Genomic DNA, 16,664 nt, shown 5'->3' on the forward strand with positions numbered 1-16,664 from the left:
CAAGCCGCGGCTCTCCCGGCGCCCCGCCCTCACCCCTCCCCGCGCGCCTCCTCCAGCGCTCCGCGCAACCGCCCCAGGCCCTCGCGGATCTCACCCGGCGTGTGCGTGACGAACGACAGGCGGACCGAGGCCGCGTCCGGTGTCCCGGCGAAGAACGGCGCCCCGGGAACGTACGCGACGTCATGCCGCACGACCTCGGGCAGCAGCGCGGTCGCGTCGTAACCGGCCGGCAGGGTGGCCCACACGAACATGCCGCCCGACGGCCGGTTCCACCGCGAGCCCTCGGGGAGCGCCGCGGCGAGCCCGTCGACCAGCGCGTCCCGGCGCTCGCGGTACGCATCGCGCACCCGCGCCAGATGGGCGTCCAGGTCCGTGGTCGCCAAGTACCGTGCCGCGGCCGCCTGATCGACGGTCGAGGTGTGCAGGTCGGCGGCCTGCTTGGCGATGACGCACGGGCGCCGCAGCGGGGCCGGCAGCCGCAGCGTGCCCAGCCGCAGGCCGGGCGCCATCACCTTCGAGAACGAACCCAGCAGCACCGTACGGTCCTCGGCCCCCGGGAACGACGCCACCCACGGCACGGCCCCGCCCTCGAAGCGGAGCTCGCCGTACGGGTCGTCCTCGGCGATCCACAGTCCGCGCCGGGCGGCGATCCCGGCGACCGCGGCCCGTCGCTCGGCGGAGAGCGTACGGCCGGTCGGGTTCTGGAATGTGGGGATGACGTAGAGCAGCTTCGGCCGCTCCCGGGCGGCGAGTTCGTCCAGTGCGGCCGGGTCGATCCCCTCGTCGTCGGTGGGCACCGGCACCACCCGGGCGCCCGCCAGCGAGAAGATCTGCAGCGCCGCCAGATAGCAGGGGTCCTCGACCAGCACCGTGTCGCCCGGCTCCAGCAGGACGCTGGCCAGCAGCGACAGTCCCTGCTGGGAGCCGGTGGTCACCAGCAGCTCGTCGGGATCGGTGGGCAGCCCGCGGGCGGTGGTGCGCGCCGCGACGGCCGCGCGCAACGCCGGGTCGCCCTCGCTGGTGGAGTACTGCAGGGTGCGCCGCGGGTCCTCGGCGAGCACGTGCTGGAAGGCGGCGGCCATCCCCGCCGCGTCGAACAGCTCCGGAGCGGGCAGCCCGCCGGCGAACGAGATGACCTCGGGCCGGGCGGTGAGCGCCAGGATGTCGCGTACGGGCGAGCCGCCGGTGCGCGCCGCCCGCGCGGCGAGCTCGGGGAGCGGCGTACGGGCGGGCGTACGGAGGGTCGTACGGGCATCGGCGAGGATCGCATCCGGCATGGCGACTCCCATCACTCCGGGCCGCGGGTTAACCCGCGTTAGCTGTAAGTGCCAGGCAGCTTAAGCGGGAGGGGAACGGATGTGCAGGGATGCCCACATGGTGAGCATGACGGACCCCTCCCGTTCTGACGCTACGTCAGCTACACCTGTTCCCCATGACCGCAGACCGCGAGAGCACGAGCCGGACCACGCCGGAGGACACCCCCGCCGACCACCTCACGACCCACCACCTCACGACCCACCACCTCACGACCGGCCACCTCACGACCAACCACCTCACCTCCTACGCCGAACTGGCCTCCGTCGGCCCCTACGGCGTCCGCCCCGGGCACGCGCTGATCACCATGGTCGAACCGCACCCCGGCCATGAGTACGCCTACAACCGCTGGTACGAGGACGACCACTACATCGCCGGCGCCATGGCGATGCCCTGGATGTTCGCGGGACGCCGCTGGGTCGCCACCCGCGACCTGCAACTCCTGCGCTATCCGAAGGAGTCCGCCGTCGCCCGTCCGGTCACGGCCGGCTGCTACCTCTCCACGTACTGGCTCACCGAAGGCCGCTACGACGAGCACATGCGGTGGACGGTGGCGATCAACCGGCGGCTCAACCGGGACGGCCGGGTCCACCAGGACCGTACGCACGTCTTCACGGCCTTCCAGGACCACCTGGCGACGGTCTACCGGGACGGTGCGGCGGGCCCCCGGGACTTCCATGCGCTGGACCACCCCTATGCGGGGCTGGTGCTGGAAGTGGTCGACGCGGCCGGGCCGGAGGAGCGGGCCGGGCTGCTGGAGTGGCTGCGGGACCGGCAGCTGCCGCGGCGGCTGGCCGGCTCACCCGCGGCGATGGTCACGGTCTTCCGGCCGACCCCGCTGCCCGGTGACCGGATGTCGTACGTACGGCAGGTCGAAGGCGTCGACACCCGGCTGACGCTGCTGTGGTTCCTGGAGCGCGATCCCCGCGACGACTGGGCGGCGCACTTCGCGGGCCTCGGGGAGGAGGTGGCGGACGCGGGGCTCGGGCGGGTGGAACTGGTGGCGCCGTTCGTGCCGACCGTGCCCGGGACGGACCGGTACGTGGCCGAATTGCGCTGACGCATGCTGACGCGCGGTGACGGGGACGGCAGGGAATGCGCGGAGGGCGGGCAAGGCCGAGCCCCCTCGGCCGGGACGGCGATCCAGTCGAGAGGGCTCGTATCCGCGGATGCGGACTGTGGAGCGTGTCGGCTCAGGTCACGCGACGTCGAACCCGCCATCGGCGACGTCCGACAGGAAGCGGCTCCAGGAGGCGTTGTCGAACGTGAGGCGCGGCCCCTCGGGGTCCTTGGAGTCGCGCACCGCGATGGCTGCGGTGGTCGGTACGGCGATTTCCACACAGGCGCCGTTACCACCGGAGTACGAGGACTTGGTCCAGGAGAATGCGGAATTCGGCTGCACGGCCATGATCACTCCAACTTACTCTGAGTTACCGCGGATTCGGTAGTCATGACGCTACGCGCCAACATCACCAACCGCAGGGGCCGTTCACCCGTCCGAATGGCATATTCCTTGATCTCTTTTCGTGGCGGTAGGGGCAGGTGTACCGTGCGAACCCGCTATCCGGAAGCTCGCATTCCGCACCCTTTCCGCCGTGCCCGGTCCGCCCTCCCGGTCGACCGTTCCGGTCTCACCTCACTTCGGGTCACCTCACCTCCGGGCACCTCACCTCAGGTCACCCCATCGCATCCGCATGGGATTTCGCCGCTTCCGCGATGAACTCCCGGCTCGCTTCCGCACTCAGGGCCTGGGCCCGCAAATGCTCGTACATGATCGTGTATTTGTGCACATCATTGGTTTTCTCCAGATAGAGGTCACTGGTGACGCCCTCGATGTACACCACGCTGGAATCCGCGGCATCGTCGAATTCCAGGATGGAGAACGTCCCCGACATTCCGGCGTGCGCACCGGCGTCATAAGGGAGCACCTGCACGGTCACATGCGGGAGATGGCTCACCTCGACGAGATGGTCGAGCTGTTCGCGCATGATCAGGTGGCTGCCGACCACCCGCCGCAGCGCGCTCTCGTCCAGTACGACCCACAGCCGCAGCGGCCGCTCGGGCTCGTTGACCCGCTCCTGGCGGCGCATCCGCACCTGGATGCGCTTCTCCAAATGGTCCGGCGCCAGCTCGGGGACCGTGCCGGGAATGACCGCCTCGGCGTAGCCGGGCGTCTGCAGCAGCCCGGGCACGAGCAGCGACTCGTAGATCCGCAACGAGGCGGCCTCGGTCTCCAGACCGATGTAGACGCTGTACGGGATGTCGCCGAAGGCGTGCCACCAGCCCTGCTGGCGGGAGTCCTTCGCCATCTGCATCAGCGAATCGACTATCCGGTGGTCCTCGACCTCATAGACCCCGCAGAGATCGCGGACATCACGCTGGCTGATGCTGCGGCGGCCGTTCTCGAGTCTGCTGATCTTCGATTGCGAGACCAGCAGCCGCTCGGCCACCTCTTCCGCCGTCATGCCCTTGAGCTCGCGGAGCCTGCGCAGCTCCTGGCCCAGCCGGCGTCGCCTGACGGTGGGATTGACGTGGGACGCCACGGGATGTGCACCTCCGGCTCCGTACTGCTGTCATTTCCTGGTCAGCAGACTGCCACTCCGGAGTGACGCCGCGCAGTGAAATGCGCACACAAGGCGAGCGAGCGTGTGCGCGGGGTGGCGGGCCGGCCGTTGTCCGTAACGGCCGGCCCGCCACCCCGCGCTTCCTTGCTGCGGCTCCCGAACGGGATCGTGGGGCGGTGGTGCGCTGGTGGTGCTGGTGCGGCACTGGTGGAACGGTGGGCGTCCTCGCAGGGCGCCCGGTCGTACGGGCCTTCAGGGCGTCAGCGGGCGCCCACGCGGGCCATCCTGCCGTGGCCGTGCCGCGACTGGCCCGGCGTGCCGGACGCGTTCGCCGTGGCCCGGGCCGCCGGTTGGTGTACGGCACCGCCGGCGGCGACCTGCGACCGCCGTGGTTGCGCCGCGGCGCCGTTCTGCACGTCCATGACGGCGTGGGCCACCAGCCCGCCCATCGGGTCGTGCCGGATCAGATCCCGGAGGCGGGAGCGCGATGAACGCCCCTCGTTCCCCGGGTAGAGGTGCTTGCCGAGTCCGACCGCATGGGCCAGCGCGGCGAGCGCCGCGGTCCGCGGGTCCGGGGGTACGCCGGTGCGGATCGCGTTGTCCAGCCGGGCCCTGATTTCCCGGCTGATGGCCGTCTCCGTCGCTTGGTAGCGCGTCGTCGGCAGCACCCCGCACATCTGACCCGCCACGGCATGCACCATGCCGCACCGTTCGAGATGCGTGAGGTACGTCTGGCGAAGCCCCAGCCGGGGTCCGCCGATCCAGTGGACCGCGCGCACCGGACTGCCGCGTCGGCGCAACAGTTCGAGCGCGGAGTCCAGAGTCGGATCTCCTGTCGGCCGTGCCATCACCACGGCGATACGATCCCCGTCTGGGGCTATCCGTCCTGCCAGAGCCAGCTCTACTAGCTGGGCCCCGGCCAGGCCGAGGTCGAGCGACTGCGGCTGCGCTGTGGTGCCCGTCGCCGGGTCCAAAGCGAGCAGCAGAAGCTCCTCCGGAATTGTTCTGCGGCTCCTGCCCATCCATGCCTCCCCGCGTGGATGAATGACAGGGTGACCCCTCTCACATTCATCTGTCGAGAGTGCGTGGGGGGTTCGGTAGGGAACCGGTAGGTATGTCGTTCTCGTCTTGCACGTTGGCGACATCTATCCATGGGGTGCGGCGCGCACCGATTCGCGTGGCGGCGAGGTGTTGCCACGGGAACACAGGACACTTGGAAACACTGGGCCAATGCGGCAGTGCGACATATGAAGGAGACATCGGTGGCGGGCGAGTCCCCCGACAAGTCGGACAAGAAGCAGTCGTCGGGGGAGACGGCGCGGAGCGAACGTGATCCGCGCCTGTCCGTCCTCCGAAGGGAGCCGGCCGAGCCGGCGGAGGAAGGGGCGACGGGCGAGGGCGAGGACTCGAATCCGTCCGAGCCGTCCGAGGCGTCAGAGGCGGGCGAGGCGGGCGAGGCGTCCGGGCTGAACGGGGATGCCGAGGCGCCGGAGACGTCCGACGGGGCGCAGAAGGCCGCCGGCGACGAGGAGGACTCCGACGCCGGTGACGCGCGTCTGCGGACGGCTGTGGCCGCCTGGGTCGCCGGGAAGGACGACGAGGACGCCGAGGGCGGGGACGAGGGCGGTGCCGAAGTCGGCGCCGAGGGCCGCGCCGAGACCCATGGCGGGGGCGCGAAGGACGACGAGGTGCGCGCGGAGACGGACGACGCTACGGGCGACGCTTCCGCAAAGCCGGAGGGTGATGCCGCGGCTGAGGCTGAGGCTGAGCCCGGTGTGGACGAGTCCGAGGGCGACCAGTCCGAGGGCGGCGACAAGCCTGCGCCCAAGGGTGGTGCGGTGGACGAGGCCGAGGTCAAGTCCGAGGCGAAGCCCGAGTCCCAGCCCGAGGCCAAGGTCAAGGCCAAGACCAAGTCCCGGTCGTCGTCCAAGGCTGAGGCCAAGGCTGAGGTTGTTGATCAGCCGACCGCCGTGTTCAAGACCGTCGGGCCGCAGAAGGGCAAGCCCGTAGAGGCGGCCGACGAGGAGGACGGGGCCGACGGGTCGGCAGTGGATGACGCGACCCGGGTGTTCGCTGTTGCGAAGGTCAAGGGGAAGAGCGCCTCCACCGACGCGTCCGCCCCGGTCGACCAGGCGACCACCGCTCTCAAGATCAACCCGCCTGCCAAGGCCCCCACCAAGTCCGCCACCGAGGCCCCCATCAAGGCCGCCGCCAAGGACTCCGACTCCAAGAAGGATCCCGAGAAGGGTTCTGAGAAGGGCTCCGAGAAGGACTCGGCGACGAGCTCCGGCAAGGACTCGACGAAGAGCGCCGGCAAGGACTCCGAGAAGAGCTCCAAGAAGGACTCCGGCAAGGGAGAGGACGGGAAGGGCGCCAAGAAGGACGACAAGGCGCCCGCTGCCGAGAGTGACGCGGAGCGGACCAGCCAGTTCGTGGCGCTGAAGTCGGCGGACGACGGTACGGCCGGCAAGTCCCTCGGCAAGACGGCGCCCCGGACCCCCCTCGGGGCGCCCGGCAAGCCCGCCGACAAGGCGGGGGAGAAGGCGACGGGCAAGCCCGCGGACAAGGCCGGGACGAAGGAGAAGGCCTCCGGAGCCCAGCCGGCCGCCGCGTCCGCCGCGCCCGCTGCCCCGTCCAAGCCCGCCGGTTCGCCCGGTGCCCTGCCGCCCGCCGCTCCGACGGGTGCCACGGCACCGGCCCGTCCCGACGCGCTGCCCGAGTCCGAGCGGACCAAGCAGCAGCCGCTGCCGCCGCTCGACCTCCTGGCGAAGCTCACCAACACCCCGCCGCCGCCCGAGACCCCGCTGCGCACGGTCGTCCGCCGGTTCAAGATCTGGACCCCGCTGGTGGTACTGCTGGCGATCATCTTCGTGATCGTCCAGGGCGTCCGCCCGCTGCCCAACCCGACGCTCACCGTCGGCGACGCCAAGTCCTCGTTCACCTTCGAGGGCGGCAAGCTCACCATCCCGTGGCCCGCGGAGGGGCAGGCAGCCGTCAAGGTGGTGGGCTCCGGGGACCTGGGGACGTTCGGCCCGCAGAAGCCGACGCCGACCGCGAGCGTGGCCAAGATCATGACGGCCTATGTCATCCTCCGGGACCACCCGCTCAAGAAGGACGAGAAGGGCCCGCAGATCGAGGTCGACGCCAAGGCGGTGACCGAGGGCGGCTCCAGGCACGAGTCCCGGATCGAGGGACTCAAGCCGGGGCAGAAGTTCAGCGAGCAGGACATGCTCAAGATGCTGATGATCCCGTCCGGCAACAACATCGCCCGGCTGCTGGCCCGTTGGGACGCCAAGTCCGCCGACGAGGCGGCGTTCGTCACGAAGATGAACGACGCCGCCAAGGAACTGGGCATGAAGAACACCACCTACACCGACCCCAGCGGCCTGGACCCCAAGACCGTCAGCACCGCCGTCGACCAGCTCAAGCTGGCCGAGGCCGTCATGAAGTACGACGCCTTCCGGCCGATCGTCGCCATGACCAACGCCGACATCCCGGGCGTGTCGGGGCGGATCAACAGCAACATCGACAACTTGCTGCTGGCCGGCCTGAGCATCAAGGGCATCAAGACCGGCTCCAGCACGGCGGCCGGCGGCACGCTCTCCTGGGCGGCCTACAAGACCGTCGATGGCAAGGACCGGCTGATTCTGGGCACGATGATGGCCCAGCACTTCAAGGGCCTGGACCCCGACGGCGCCAACAGCCTCACCCTGGTCAAGGAGAACAGCCAGAAGGTCATCCAGGCCGTACGCGATGCGCTGACCTCGGCCACGGCGGTGAAGAAGGGCCAGGTCGTGGGCTATGTCGACGACGGCCTGAACGGACGCACGCCGGTCGTCGCCACCAAGGACCTGAGGGCGGTGGGCGTCCCGGGCCAGAAGCTGGAGTTGAGTGTCGGTGACGGGGGCAAGACCGTCCCGCACACCGCGAAGGCCGGTACCGAGGTCGGTGTGCTGACCGTCGGCAACGGCCAGAGCATGCAGAAGGTGCCGGTCGCCCTGCAGAAGGACCTCGTCGAGCCGTCCTTCGGAGCGAAGCTGGTCCGCATCACCTGAGCGAGCCGGGGGCCGCGGGCGTCCGGCCCGCGGCCCCCGGATCACTGCGGCCCGGCGAATGTACCCGGCTCGGCTGACCCGGCTCGGCTGAGCCGGCCCGGGCTCCGGGAACGGCCCGGAGACGATCCACGCGGCGCGCCCGGAACCCGGGCGCGCCGCCACTTACAGTGTGCTTGCCCGTTTCTCCTCCGTCCCGGACGTGACCGGAGCCCGTCATCGACGTAGCGCAAGCACCGAAGCCGGCCTATGCGTCCGCCGTCGCCACCCGCCGAGCGTGGGCGGCGCAGGGCGCGGTGACGCTGATGCCCTCCGGGCTGATGCTGCTCCTGGGGGCGTGGGGGATCCGCCGCCAGGACGCCATATGGCGCGACGAGGCGGTCACCTACGACATGGCCCACCGCAGCCTGCCCGACCTGTGGCACACGCTGCTGCACGTCGATGTCGTCCACGGCCTGTACTACGCGCTGATGCACGTCTGGTTCCGGGTCTACGACGCCACCCTCGACGGGACCTTCGGCGAGGTGGTGGGGCTGCGGCTGCCGTCGGTGGCCGCGATGACCGCCGCGACCGCGGGCGTCGCCCTGCTCGGGCACCGCCTCGTCGGCCGGCGGGCGGGCCTGCTGGCCGGCTTCACGTTCGCGTGCATCCCCGTCGTCCAGCAGTACGCGCAGGAGGGACGCTCGTACGCGACCGTCTGCGCACTGGTCGTCTGGGCCACGTACCTGCTGGTCCTGACCGGTGCCGCGGCGGCACCCCCGCACGCGCTCCCGCACCCGCGTCCGCGTCCACACCCGCGCCCCCGGCTGTGGCTCGGCTACACGGTGCTCATGCTGGCCGCCTGCCTGCTGCACGAGTTCGCGTGCCTGGTGCTGCCCGTCCACGCCGCCGCGCTGATCCTCGCCCGGCTGCCCCGCCGCGTACTGCGCGCCTGGGCGCTGTCCGCGGCCACCGTCCTCGCCGGCCTGGCCCCGCTCGCGGTCTTCAGCACCCGGCAGGCGGCACAGATCAGCTGGCTGATGTGGCCGGACCCGGTGCAGCTGCTGACCTTCGCCGTGCTCGCGGTCCTCGGCCTGGCCTGCGCCCGCGTGCGGATCCGCTCCCGCGGCCCGATCGGCCTGCGCGCCCTGGGCATCCCGCTGCTGCTCCTGCCCACTCTCCTCCTGCTGCTGCTCTCGCACGTCGAACCGGCCTACGTCGACCGCTACGTCCTCTACTACGTCGTCGGCTTCGCCCTGCTGGCCGGCGCCGCGCTGGCCCGGCTGCTGCGCCCGGCCGGCGAAGCGGGGCAGACCCGGGCCCGCCGGCTGCGCCGGACCGCGGCCGGCGCGCTGGTGCTGGCCGCCCTGCTGCCCATAGACATCCATCTGCGCAGCCCGGACAGCCGGGTCGACGACGTCACCGCGGTCGCCCAGGCCGTGCGCGCGGCGGCCGAGCCGGGCGACGGCCTGCTCTTCATGCCGGCCCGGCGGCGGATCTGGACCGCGACCCGGCCGCACGACTTCCGCGGCCTGACCGATCTCGCCCTGGACAAGAGCCCGTTGGCGTCCCACACCCTCTACGGCACCGAACGCTCCGGCGACGCCATCCGCGCCCGGATGCTGGCCAGCCGCCGGATCGTGGTCGCCGGTGACCCGGACGGCCAGCCCGCCGACGACAACGACCAGGAAATCGCCAAACGGGCCACACTGCGCGACGCCTTCGAGGTCTGCAGCACCACGGAGGTCCGGGGCGCCCGCATCACGGTGTACGGGCGGGACGGGGCGTGCGGCGCGGGAGCCGCCCGGCAGGGCACCGGACCGGGGGCCCGGGCCTGACCGGGGCCCCCGGGCCCCTCACCGCAGCCCCGCCGCCGCCCCGTCGAGCCCCAGCAGCTCCTGCAGGGCCGCCGCGCCGGCGTCGGTGAGGCGTACCGCCCGGCCGCTGCCGATCCGGCGGACCCAGCGGCGGTCGAGCAGCCGGTCGCAGAGCCGGGCGCCGGCCGTGCCCGCGAGGTGGCTGCGGCGCTCGGTCCAGTCGAGGCAGCCGCGTGCCTGCGGCCGGCGGCCGGTGCGCAGGTCGGCCGGTTCGACGCCCAGCGCGTCGGTGAACCAGTCCCGGCCGGCGTCGGTGAGCGCGAAGCCGCCGTCCTGGTCGACCAGGCCGCGGGCGGTCATCGCGTCCGTGATCGCCACCCCGAGCCGGCCCGCGAGGTGGTCGTAACAGGTGCGGCCCCGGGCCAGCGCCGCGGAGGCGGACACCGCGCGCAGCCCGCGCGGCGCACCCTGCGGTGGATCGAGGTGCGCGGTCAGGGATTCCAGCAGCTCGGCGACGCGCGGGCCGGCGAGCTGGAGGTAGCGGTGGCGGCCCTGGCGCCGTTCGACGAGCAGACCGCCCTCGGTCAGCCGGGTCAGGTGCTCGCTCGCCGTCGAGGGCGCGACCTGCGCGTACGCGGCCAGTTCGCCGGCCGTCCAGGCCCGCCCGTCGAGCAGGGCCAGGCAGAACGCGGCCCGGGTGCGGTCCGCGAGCAGCGCGGCCAGCCGTGCCAGCTCGGTGCTGTACGGCGGGGTGCCGGCCGCCGGGGTGCGGTGCGTCGCGGTCCGGTGCGTCGCCGCCTGGCGCGCCGCGGTCCGGTTCGTCGCGGTGCTGTACGCCGGAGTGGTCATGACTCGATTGTCCGCCGCGAGTCTTCGGTGCGTACCGAAGGGACTCGTGCCTACGGTGCCGGTATGAGCACCTCCCCGGAGTACGCCACCTTCCACTTCCACGCGCTGCACCACGCCGACCAGCCGCTGCTGCTTCCCAACGCCTGGGATGTCGCGTCGGCGGTCGCCCTCGCCGCGGCCGGATTCGCGGCGGTCGGCACGACGAGCCTGGGGGTCGCGGCGGCCCACGGCTATCCGGACGGCCGCGGGCTCGCCGAGGTCAAGGACGCCACCCTCGCCCTGGCGCTGCGCCTCAACGGCCGGCTGGCCTGCCCGTACACCGTCGACATCGAGGGCGGGTTCGGCGGCGGGCCACAGCAGGTGGCGGAGCTGGCGGCGGCGCTGGCGGAGGCCGGCGCGGCGGGGCTCAATCTGGAGGACGGGCTGCCCGGTGGCGGGGGGCTGCAGGAGACGGCGCGGCAGGCCGAGGTGCTCGCCGCGGTGAAGCAGCGGGCGCCCGGACTGTTCCTGAACGCCCGGATCGACACCCATTGGCGGGTAACCACCCCGCCCCCGCTGTCGGAGACGCTGGCCCGCGCCGAGAGCTATCTGACGGCGGGCGCGGACGGGGTGTTCGTACCGGGGATCGTCGCCGACGAGGACATCGCGGTGCTGGTGCGCGAGGTCCAGGCCCCGCTGAACATCCTCTTCACGCCGGGCCGGCACACCCTCGCCCGGCTGGCGGACCTCGGCGTGCGCCGGATCAGCACCGGTTCGCTGCTCTTCCGTACGGCCCTGCAGGCCACCCTCGGGGCGGCGGAGGCGATCCGCACGGGACAGCCGCTGCCGGAGCCGGGCGGTGCGGCGCTGATGTACGAGGACGTCCAGCGGATGGTGGGTGAGGAGCAGGGGGAGTAGGTCCCCCTGCTCGGCGCTCAGACCTGCCGGCCCCGGCCCGCCTGGCGGCGGCGGTGGACGGCGACGGCCGCGCCCGCCACGCCCAGTGCGCCCGCGCCGCCGATCAGGCCCGCCTTGGGCAGGTGCCCGGCCCTCTCGGCGAGGCCGGCCAGCCCGTTGTCGGGAAGCATGATCGACGTACGGCTTTCCGTGGGCGCGGTGGAGTCCGCGGCGAAGGCGGCACCCGTGGGCAGCAGCAGGACGGCGAGCGCACCGGTGGCGACGGTGGCGGTACGGATCATGGAGCGGCGCTGGGCCCGCATGGGTACTCCTCGTCGGGGGCGGCTCGGGCCGCCCGGGGTCACGGTACGGGAGGCACCTTACGGAGTGTCCTTAACGGCAATCCGTACGTTGTGTAACAGTCAGCAAGATCTCTGGGATCGGTCCCGTGACAATGCGCCCGCCAGTCCGGGCCAAAGGCCGCAACCCCGGCAAGGCGCTCGGGTCGCCGGCGGGTCGTCGGACGGGTGCCGGCGGGGCTTCGGGCGGTTGCCGACGTGGCTTTGTACGGGCTCCGGCGGGGCTTTGTACGCGCGACGGCGTGGCTTTGGACGGGCGACGGCGGCTTCGCCCGCGCCCCGCCGTCGGATGGCCGCGCTGAAGGTTCCCCCGCCCGCCGCGTTGGATAGCTTGAGGAACGGGCCCGACGGGAGGCGGTGACGACGGGATGCGAGGCGGCGAGGACGGCTGCGCGCGAAGACGCCTCCGCCCGTGGGGGCGAGTCAGTTCGCGGCGGCGCACCGGTTTCTGGCGGTGCATCCGCCGTGCCACCGCCCTCTGCACCCTCCCGCTCCTCACTCTTCCCCTCCTCGCCGGATGCGCCGGTCTGGAGGGCCTGGAGAGTGACGGACCGGCCCGCGACGTCAAGGCGCCGCTCGCGCTCTGGCCGGAGTACACCCCCGCCCCGCTCGGCCGGGAGGACAACCCGGCCGCCCTCAAGCCCGTGACCGGTGTGCCGCACGTCCAGAGCGGCAGCATGGCGGACGCCGACCCGCTCGCCGTCCTCGACGCGGACATCTCCGCGGAGGGGCAGCATCCGCCCGCTCCCCACGCCGTTCGCCGCCCCGCGCTGCACGACCTCACCGGCGACGGCGAACCCGACCTGATCACCGTCATCGACCTCGATCCGCGCACCAGCGAACTCCGCGTCTACAGCGTCCGGAAGACGGTGGTGACCCGGGTGCTGGTCCTGCGCGGCGTGCTGGCCGGCGTGGAGCTGGCGGCGGGTCACCTGGCGGTGCGTGAGCCCACCAAGGACCCGCGCTATGTGAGCGTCACCGACCTGGTCTGGGACGGCAGGGCGATGGCGCTGTGGGACCTCACCCTCGACGAGGTCCGCAGACACCAGACCCGCCAGGCCGACGGCGGCAGCGGGAGCAACGGGAGTCACGGGAGCGGTCCATGAGGCGCCCGGCGGTCTCCCTCCGCTGGAAGATCGCGCTGACCGTGATGGCGGTGAGCTGCGCGGTCGCCGCCGTGCTCGGCGTACTCGTCCACAATGCGGTGGCCCGTCAGACCGTGGGCCAGGTACGGAAGGAGACCCGCGCGAACCTCGACACCGCGCTGGACCTCTTCGAGTACGGCACCTCGCGCGAGGGCATCAACTCCCTCCTCGACCCGGCCGAACTTCCCGAGCCACTACGGGAGTTGGCGCGTTCTGGACAGCGCGGCAGCATGGTCGGGACGTATCGCGGCCACCCGGTCATGTGGGCCGCGGCGCCCGCCGACGGTCAGGTCATGGCCGTCTGGTCGCCGTACGGCAACACCCGCCGCTCGCTGGAGAACTTCGACACCGCGATCCTCGGCTCGGCCGTACTCGCCGCCGCGGTCGTCGCGCTCGCCGGGCTGTTCCTCGCGCACCGCATCAGCCGCCGGCTGGCCACCACGGCAGCGGTCGCCCGCCGCATCACCGCCGGCGACCTGGACGCCCGGGTCGGTGGTGATGACGGTGGCGGTGACGGCGCGAGCAGCGGCAGAGGCGGTGGCGGTGGCGGTGGCGGTGGCGGTGGCAGGGACGGTGGCGGTGACGGCGCGGGCGGCGGCCGGAAGGCGGGCGGCGGACCGGCGGCGCGGGACGAGGTGGCGGCGGTGGCCGCCGCCCTCGACTCGGTGGCCGGCTCCCTGCAGAGCCGACTGCGGGCCGAACAGCGGTTCACCGCCGATGTGGCCCATGAACTCCGTACGCCGCTCACCGGCATCCTCGCCTCGGCCGACCTGCTTCCCGAAGGCCGGCCCAAGGAGATGATCAACGACCGGCTGCGGGCGCTGCACCGCCTCACCGAGGACCTGCTGGAGATCTCCCGGCTGGACGCCGGCGCCGAACACGCCGATCTCGCCGCGTACGAACTGGGCGCCCTGGTCACCCGCTCCGTGCGCGCCACCGGCCTCGACACCGACGTACGGGTCGCCGCGGACACCGTCGTCGAGACCGACCGGCGGCGCCTCGACCGCATCCTCGCCAACCTCGTCCTCAACGCGCACCGGCACGGCCGGCCGCCGGTGGTGGTCACCGTGGACACCCCGCCCGGCGGCCCGCCGACCATCGAGGTTCGCGACCACGGCCCGGGCTACCCCGTCGACCTGCTGCACCACGGCCCGCAGCGCTTCCGCACCGACGCGCCCGGCCGGGGCAGGGGCCACGGCCTCGGCCTGACCATCGCCGTCGGCCAGGCCGCCGTCCTGGGCATCGACCTCCGCTTCACCAACGCCCCCGACGGCGGTGCCCGCGCCGTCCTCCGCCTCCCCCAGGAAGAAGCCCCGGCGCCCTCCTGAGCGGCTCACCGGTCGATGCGGCCTGATCACCGGCCGACGGTGTCCGCTCACCAGTCGATGTCGTCCGGCGGCTCCGGCAGCACCTCCTCGTCCGTGGGCCCGGGCTCGGGCTCGGGCACGGCCTTGGGCTTGGGCCCGGGCGCAGGATCGGCGACCGCCGCCGCGCGCCCACTGCCCGTCTCCTCCCCGTCGCTCTCCCGCCCCGCCAGCACGTCCAGAATCGGCTGGCCGTACTTCACGAGCTTGTTCTCGCCCACCCCGTTGACCGTCCCGAGTTCGGCCGTCGTCGCCGGCCCCAGGAGGGCGATCTCCCGCAGCGTCGCGTCATGGAAGATCACATACGCGGGCACGCCCTGCTCCTTGGCCGTACGGGCCCGCCAGCTCCGCAGCGCCTCGAAGACCGGCAGCGCCTCCTCGGGCAGATCCACCGGCGCCCGCTTGCCCTTCGCGGTCTTCGCCTTCGCGGCCCGTGCGGCCTTCTCCGGCTCCCGCCGCATCGGCACCTCGCGCCGGCCGCCCAGCACCTCGCCGCTCGTCTCCGTGAGCACCAGCGTGCCGTAGTCACCCTCCACGGCGAGCAGTCCCTGCGCCAGCAACTGCCGTACGACACCGCGCCATTCGGCCTCGCGGAGGTCGGCGCCCACCCCGAAGACGCTCAGCGCATCATGATCGAACTGGATGACCTTCGCGGTCTTCTTCCCCATCAGGATGTCGATGATCTGGCCCGCGCCGAACTTCTGCCCGCGCTCGCGCTGCAGCCGTACGACCGTCGACAGCAGCTTCTGCGCGGCGACCGTGCCGTCCCAGGTCTGCGGCGGAGTCAGGCACGTGTCGCAGTTGCCGCAGGTGGTGCCGGCGCTCTCCTGCCCGAAGTAGTCCAGCAGCCGGGCCCGCCGGCACTGCACCGTCTCGCACAACGCCAGCATCGCGTCGAGGTGGGCGGACAGCCGCCGCCGGTGCGCCTCGTCGCCCTCCGAACCGTCGATCATCTTCCGCTGCTGGACCACGTCCTGCAGCCCGTACGCCAGCCAGGCCGTCGACGGCTGGCCGTCCCGCCCGGCGCGCCCGGTCTCCTGGTAGTAGCCCTCCACCGACTTCGGCAGGTCCAGATGCGCCACGAACCGCACGTCCGGCTTGTCGATCCCCATCCCGAACGCGATCGTGGCGACCACCACCAGCCCGTCCTCCCGCAGGAACCGCGCCTGGTGCTCCGCGCGCGTACGGGCGTCGAGGCCGGCGTGGTAGGGCACCGCGGCGATGCCGTTCTCCACCAGGAACTGCGCGGTCTTCTCCACGGAGGCCCGCGAGAGGCAGTAGACGATCCCGGCGTCCCCGGCGTGCTCGCTGCGCAGCAGCTCCAGCAGCTGCCGCTTGGGCTCGCTCTTGGCCACGATCCGGTACTGGATGTTCGGCCGGTCGAAGCTCGCCACGAAGTGCCGGGCCTCCGCCATCTTCAGCCGGGAGGTGATCTCGGCGTGCGTGGCGTCGGTCGCCGTGGCCGTCAGCGCGATCCGCGGTACGTCGGGCCAGCGCTCGTGCAGCATCGACAGCGCCAGATAGTCCGGCCGGAAGTCGTGCCCCCACTGCGCCACGCAGTGCGCCTCGTCGATCGCGAAGAGGGAGACCTTCCCCCGGTCCAGCAGGCTCAGCGTCTGCTCCACCCGCAGCCGCTCCGGCGCCAGATACAGCAGGTCCAGCTCACCGGCCAGGAACTCCGCCTCGACGAGCCGCCGCTCCTCCAGGTCCTGTGTCGAATTGAGGAACCCGGCCCGCACGCCGAGCGCCCGCAGGGCGTCGACCTGGTCCTGCATCAGTGCGATCAAGGGCGAGATCACGACCCCGACACCCGGCCTGACCAGCGACGGAATCTGGTAGCAGAGCGACTTGCCGCCACCGGTCGGCATCAGGACGACGGCGTCGCCGCCCCCTATGACGTGCTCGATGATCTCCTGCTGACTGCCCCGGAACGCGTCGTACCCGAAGACGCGGCGCAGCACCTGCACCGCCTCGCCCGCCTCCGGAGCGCCTGCTGCATCCATGTCCTCGACCATTCCCACGTCCACCAGAGCCACCCCGAAAGCCTACGAGCTCCGCCACCCTTCCCGCGGCCCCTGTGGATAACTCCGGGCTCGGCCTCCCCGGCACCCCCGGTGGCCGGTGCGGTACGGCGCCCGTCCCCGCACAGGCAAAAGGGCCGGTCAACGAGGTTCAACCCTCGTGACCGGCCCTTCTCGGGGTGCCCCCGGCAGGATTCGAACCCGCAACACCCGCTTCAGGGGTTTTGCCAAGGGTCCCCGCCCCGTGCCCTGCTCCGGCTTCGGCGAGTCGGCGGTTCGCGCTCATCGAAGGAGGGCCGATTCTCCGGCGGGGCGTGCCGGCGG

The 16,664-nt window shown here is 72.3% G+C and carries 13 protein-coding genes; 6 read left to right on the forward strand and 7 right to left on the reverse strand.

The annotated features are described in order from the left end of the window. Positions 1-29 precede the first annotated feature (29 nt). Positions 30-1,277 carry an aminotransferase-like domain-containing protein gene (locus ACZ7MX_RS15380; protein WP_472132216.1) on the reverse strand — a complete coding sequence of 416 codons (1,248 nt, stop codon included), beginning with the start codon at positions 1,275-1,277 and terminating at the stop codon, positions 30-32. A 155-nt stretch (positions 1,278-1,432) separates the two neighbouring features. On the opposite strand from ACZ7MX_RS15380, the gene ACZ7MX_RS15385 reads away from it, so the two are divergent. After that, on the forward strand, positions 1,433-2,374 hold the full coding sequence (locus ACZ7MX_RS15385; RefSeq protein ID WP_472132218.1) for a hypothetical protein: 942 nt from the start codon (positions 1,433-1,435) through the stop codon (positions 2,372-2,374). 138 nt (positions 2,375-2,512) lie between these two features. Here ACZ7MX_RS15385 and ACZ7MX_RS15390 read toward each other — a convergent pair whose 3' ends face one another. From ACZ7MX_RS15390 to ACZ7MX_RS15400, 3 genes are all read right to left on the reverse strand, one after another. Beyond that, positions 2,513-2,722 (reverse strand): DUF397 domain-containing protein, encoded by a 210-nt coding sequence (locus tag ACZ7MX_RS15390; protein ID WP_030415568.1) that lies wholly within the window; start codon positions 2,720-2,722, stop codon positions 2,513-2,515. Between the two features lie 268 nt (positions 2,723-2,990). After that, on the reverse strand, positions 2,991-3,857 hold the full coding sequence (locus ACZ7MX_RS15395; protein ID WP_030415567.1) for a helix-turn-helix domain-containing protein: 867 nt from the start codon (positions 3,855-3,857) through the stop codon (positions 2,991-2,993). Positions 3,858-4,138: 281 nt separating this feature from the next. Further along, entirely contained in the window at positions 4,139-4,900 is a 762-nt protein-coding gene (locus tag ACZ7MX_RS15400; protein WP_472132220.1) for a GOLPH3/VPS74 family protein, read from the reverse strand. Between the two features lie 240 nt (positions 4,901-5,140). Here ACZ7MX_RS15400 and ACZ7MX_RS15405 point away from each other — a divergent pair, with 240 nt between their 5' ends. Both ACZ7MX_RS15405 and ACZ7MX_RS15410 read left to right on the forward strand, forming a co-directional pair. Further along, positions 5,141-7,933, forward strand: a complete 2,793-nt coding sequence (locus tag ACZ7MX_RS15405) for a D-alanyl-D-alanine carboxypeptidase (RefSeq protein ID WP_472132222.1) — start codon at positions 5,141-5,143, stop codon at positions 7,931-7,933. A 302-nt stretch (positions 7,934-8,235) separates the two neighbouring features. After that, a complete protein-coding gene (locus tag ACZ7MX_RS15410) occupies positions 8,236-9,747 on the forward strand; it encodes a glycosyltransferase family 39 protein (protein ID WP_472132224.1) in 1,512 nt (503 codons plus the stop codon). 18 nt (positions 9,748-9,765) lie between these two features. Here the strand turns inward: ACZ7MX_RS15410 and ACZ7MX_RS15415 are convergent, their stop codons facing one another. Continuing rightward, the gene (locus ACZ7MX_RS15415; protein WP_472132226.1) at positions 9,766-10,575 is read right to left on the reverse strand and encodes an ArsR/SmtB family transcription factor; all 810 of its coding nucleotides are present in this window, start codon (positions 10,573-10,575) and stop codon (positions 9,766-9,768) included. Between the two features lie 63 nt (positions 10,576-10,638). Between ACZ7MX_RS15415 and ACZ7MX_RS15420 the strand changes: the two genes are divergently transcribed. Next, positions 10,639-11,472 carry an isocitrate lyase/PEP mutase family protein gene (locus tag ACZ7MX_RS15420; protein ID WP_472132228.1) on the forward strand — a complete coding sequence of 278 codons (834 nt, stop codon included), beginning with the start codon at positions 10,639-10,641 and terminating at the stop codon, positions 11,470-11,472. A 17-nt stretch (positions 11,473-11,489) separates the two neighbouring features. Here the strand turns inward: ACZ7MX_RS15420 and ACZ7MX_RS15425 are convergent, their stop codons facing one another. Beyond that, a complete protein-coding gene (locus ACZ7MX_RS15425; RefSeq protein WP_472132230.1) occupies positions 11,490-11,774 on the reverse strand; it encodes a hypothetical protein in 285 nt (94 codons plus the stop codon). A gap of 404 nt (positions 11,775-12,178) precedes the next feature. Here ACZ7MX_RS15425 and ACZ7MX_RS15430 point away from each other — a divergent pair, with 404 nt between their 5' ends. Continuing rightward, positions 12,179-12,916 carry a hypothetical protein gene (locus ACZ7MX_RS15430; RefSeq protein WP_472132232.1) on the forward strand — a complete coding sequence of 246 codons (738 nt, stop codon included), beginning with the start codon at positions 12,179-12,181 and terminating at the stop codon, positions 12,914-12,916. Further along, positions 12,913-14,283 carry a sensor histidine kinase gene (locus tag ACZ7MX_RS15435; RefSeq protein WP_472132234.1) on the forward strand — a complete coding sequence of 457 codons (1,371 nt, stop codon included), beginning with the start codon at positions 12,913-12,915 and terminating at the stop codon, positions 14,281-14,283. The genes ACZ7MX_RS15430 and ACZ7MX_RS15435 overlap by 4 nt, the downstream gene beginning before the upstream one ends. Before the next feature lie 47 nt (positions 14,284-14,330). On the opposite strand, the gene recQ is transcribed toward ACZ7MX_RS15435, so the two are convergent. Then, positions 14,331-16,334: a DNA helicase RecQ gene (gene recQ, locus ACZ7MX_RS15440; RefSeq protein WP_472132539.1), complete on the reverse strand. Its 2,004-nt coding sequence runs from the start codon at positions 16,332-16,334 to the stop codon at positions 14,331-14,333. Between the last annotated feature and the right edge of the window lie 330 nt (positions 16,335-16,664).

Source organism: Streptomyces sp. NPDC107765, from assembly GCF_055657085.1.

Coding starts and splice junctions, on each gene's coding strand:
- ACZ7MX_RS15380 (WP_472132216.1), bottom strand. CDS start 1,277: ATGCCGGATGCGATCCTCGCCGATGCCCGTACGACCCTCCGTACGCCC.
- ACZ7MX_RS15385 (WP_472132218.1), top strand. CDS start 1,433: ATGACCGCAGACCGCGAGAGCACGAGCCGGACCACGCCGGAGGACACC.
- ACZ7MX_RS15390 (WP_030415568.1), bottom strand. CDS start 2,722: ATGGCCGTGCAGCCGAATTCCGCATTCTCCTGGACCAAGTCCTCGTAC.
- ACZ7MX_RS15400 (WP_472132220.1), bottom strand. CDS start 4,900: ATGGGCAGGAGCCGCAGAACAATTCCGGAGGAGCTTCTGCTGCTCGCT.
- ACZ7MX_RS15410 (WP_472132224.1), top strand. CDS start 8,236: ATGCCCTCCGGGCTGATGCTGCTCCTGGGGGCGTGGGGGATCCGCCGC.
- ACZ7MX_RS15415 (WP_472132226.1), bottom strand. CDS start 10,575: ATGACCACTCCGGCGTACAGCACCGCGACGAACCGGACCGCGGCGCGC.
- ACZ7MX_RS15420 (WP_472132228.1), top strand. CDS start 10,639: ATGAGCACCTCCCCGGAGTACGCCACCTTCCACTTCCACGCGCTGCAC.
- ACZ7MX_RS15425 (WP_472132230.1), bottom strand. CDS start 11,774: ATGCGGGCCCAGCGCCGCTCCATGATCCGTACCGCCACCGTCGCCACC.
- ACZ7MX_RS15430 (WP_472132232.1), top strand. CDS start 12,179: ATGCGAGGCGGCGAGGACGGCTGCGCGCGAAGACGCCTCCGCCCGTGG.
- ACZ7MX_RS15435 (WP_472132234.1), top strand. CDS start 12,913: ATGAGGCGCCCGGCGGTCTCCCTCCGCTGGAAGATCGCGCTGACCGTG.
- recQ (WP_472132539.1), bottom strand. CDS start 16,334: ATGGTCGAGGACATGGATGCAGCAGGCGCTCCGGAGGCGGGCGAGGCG.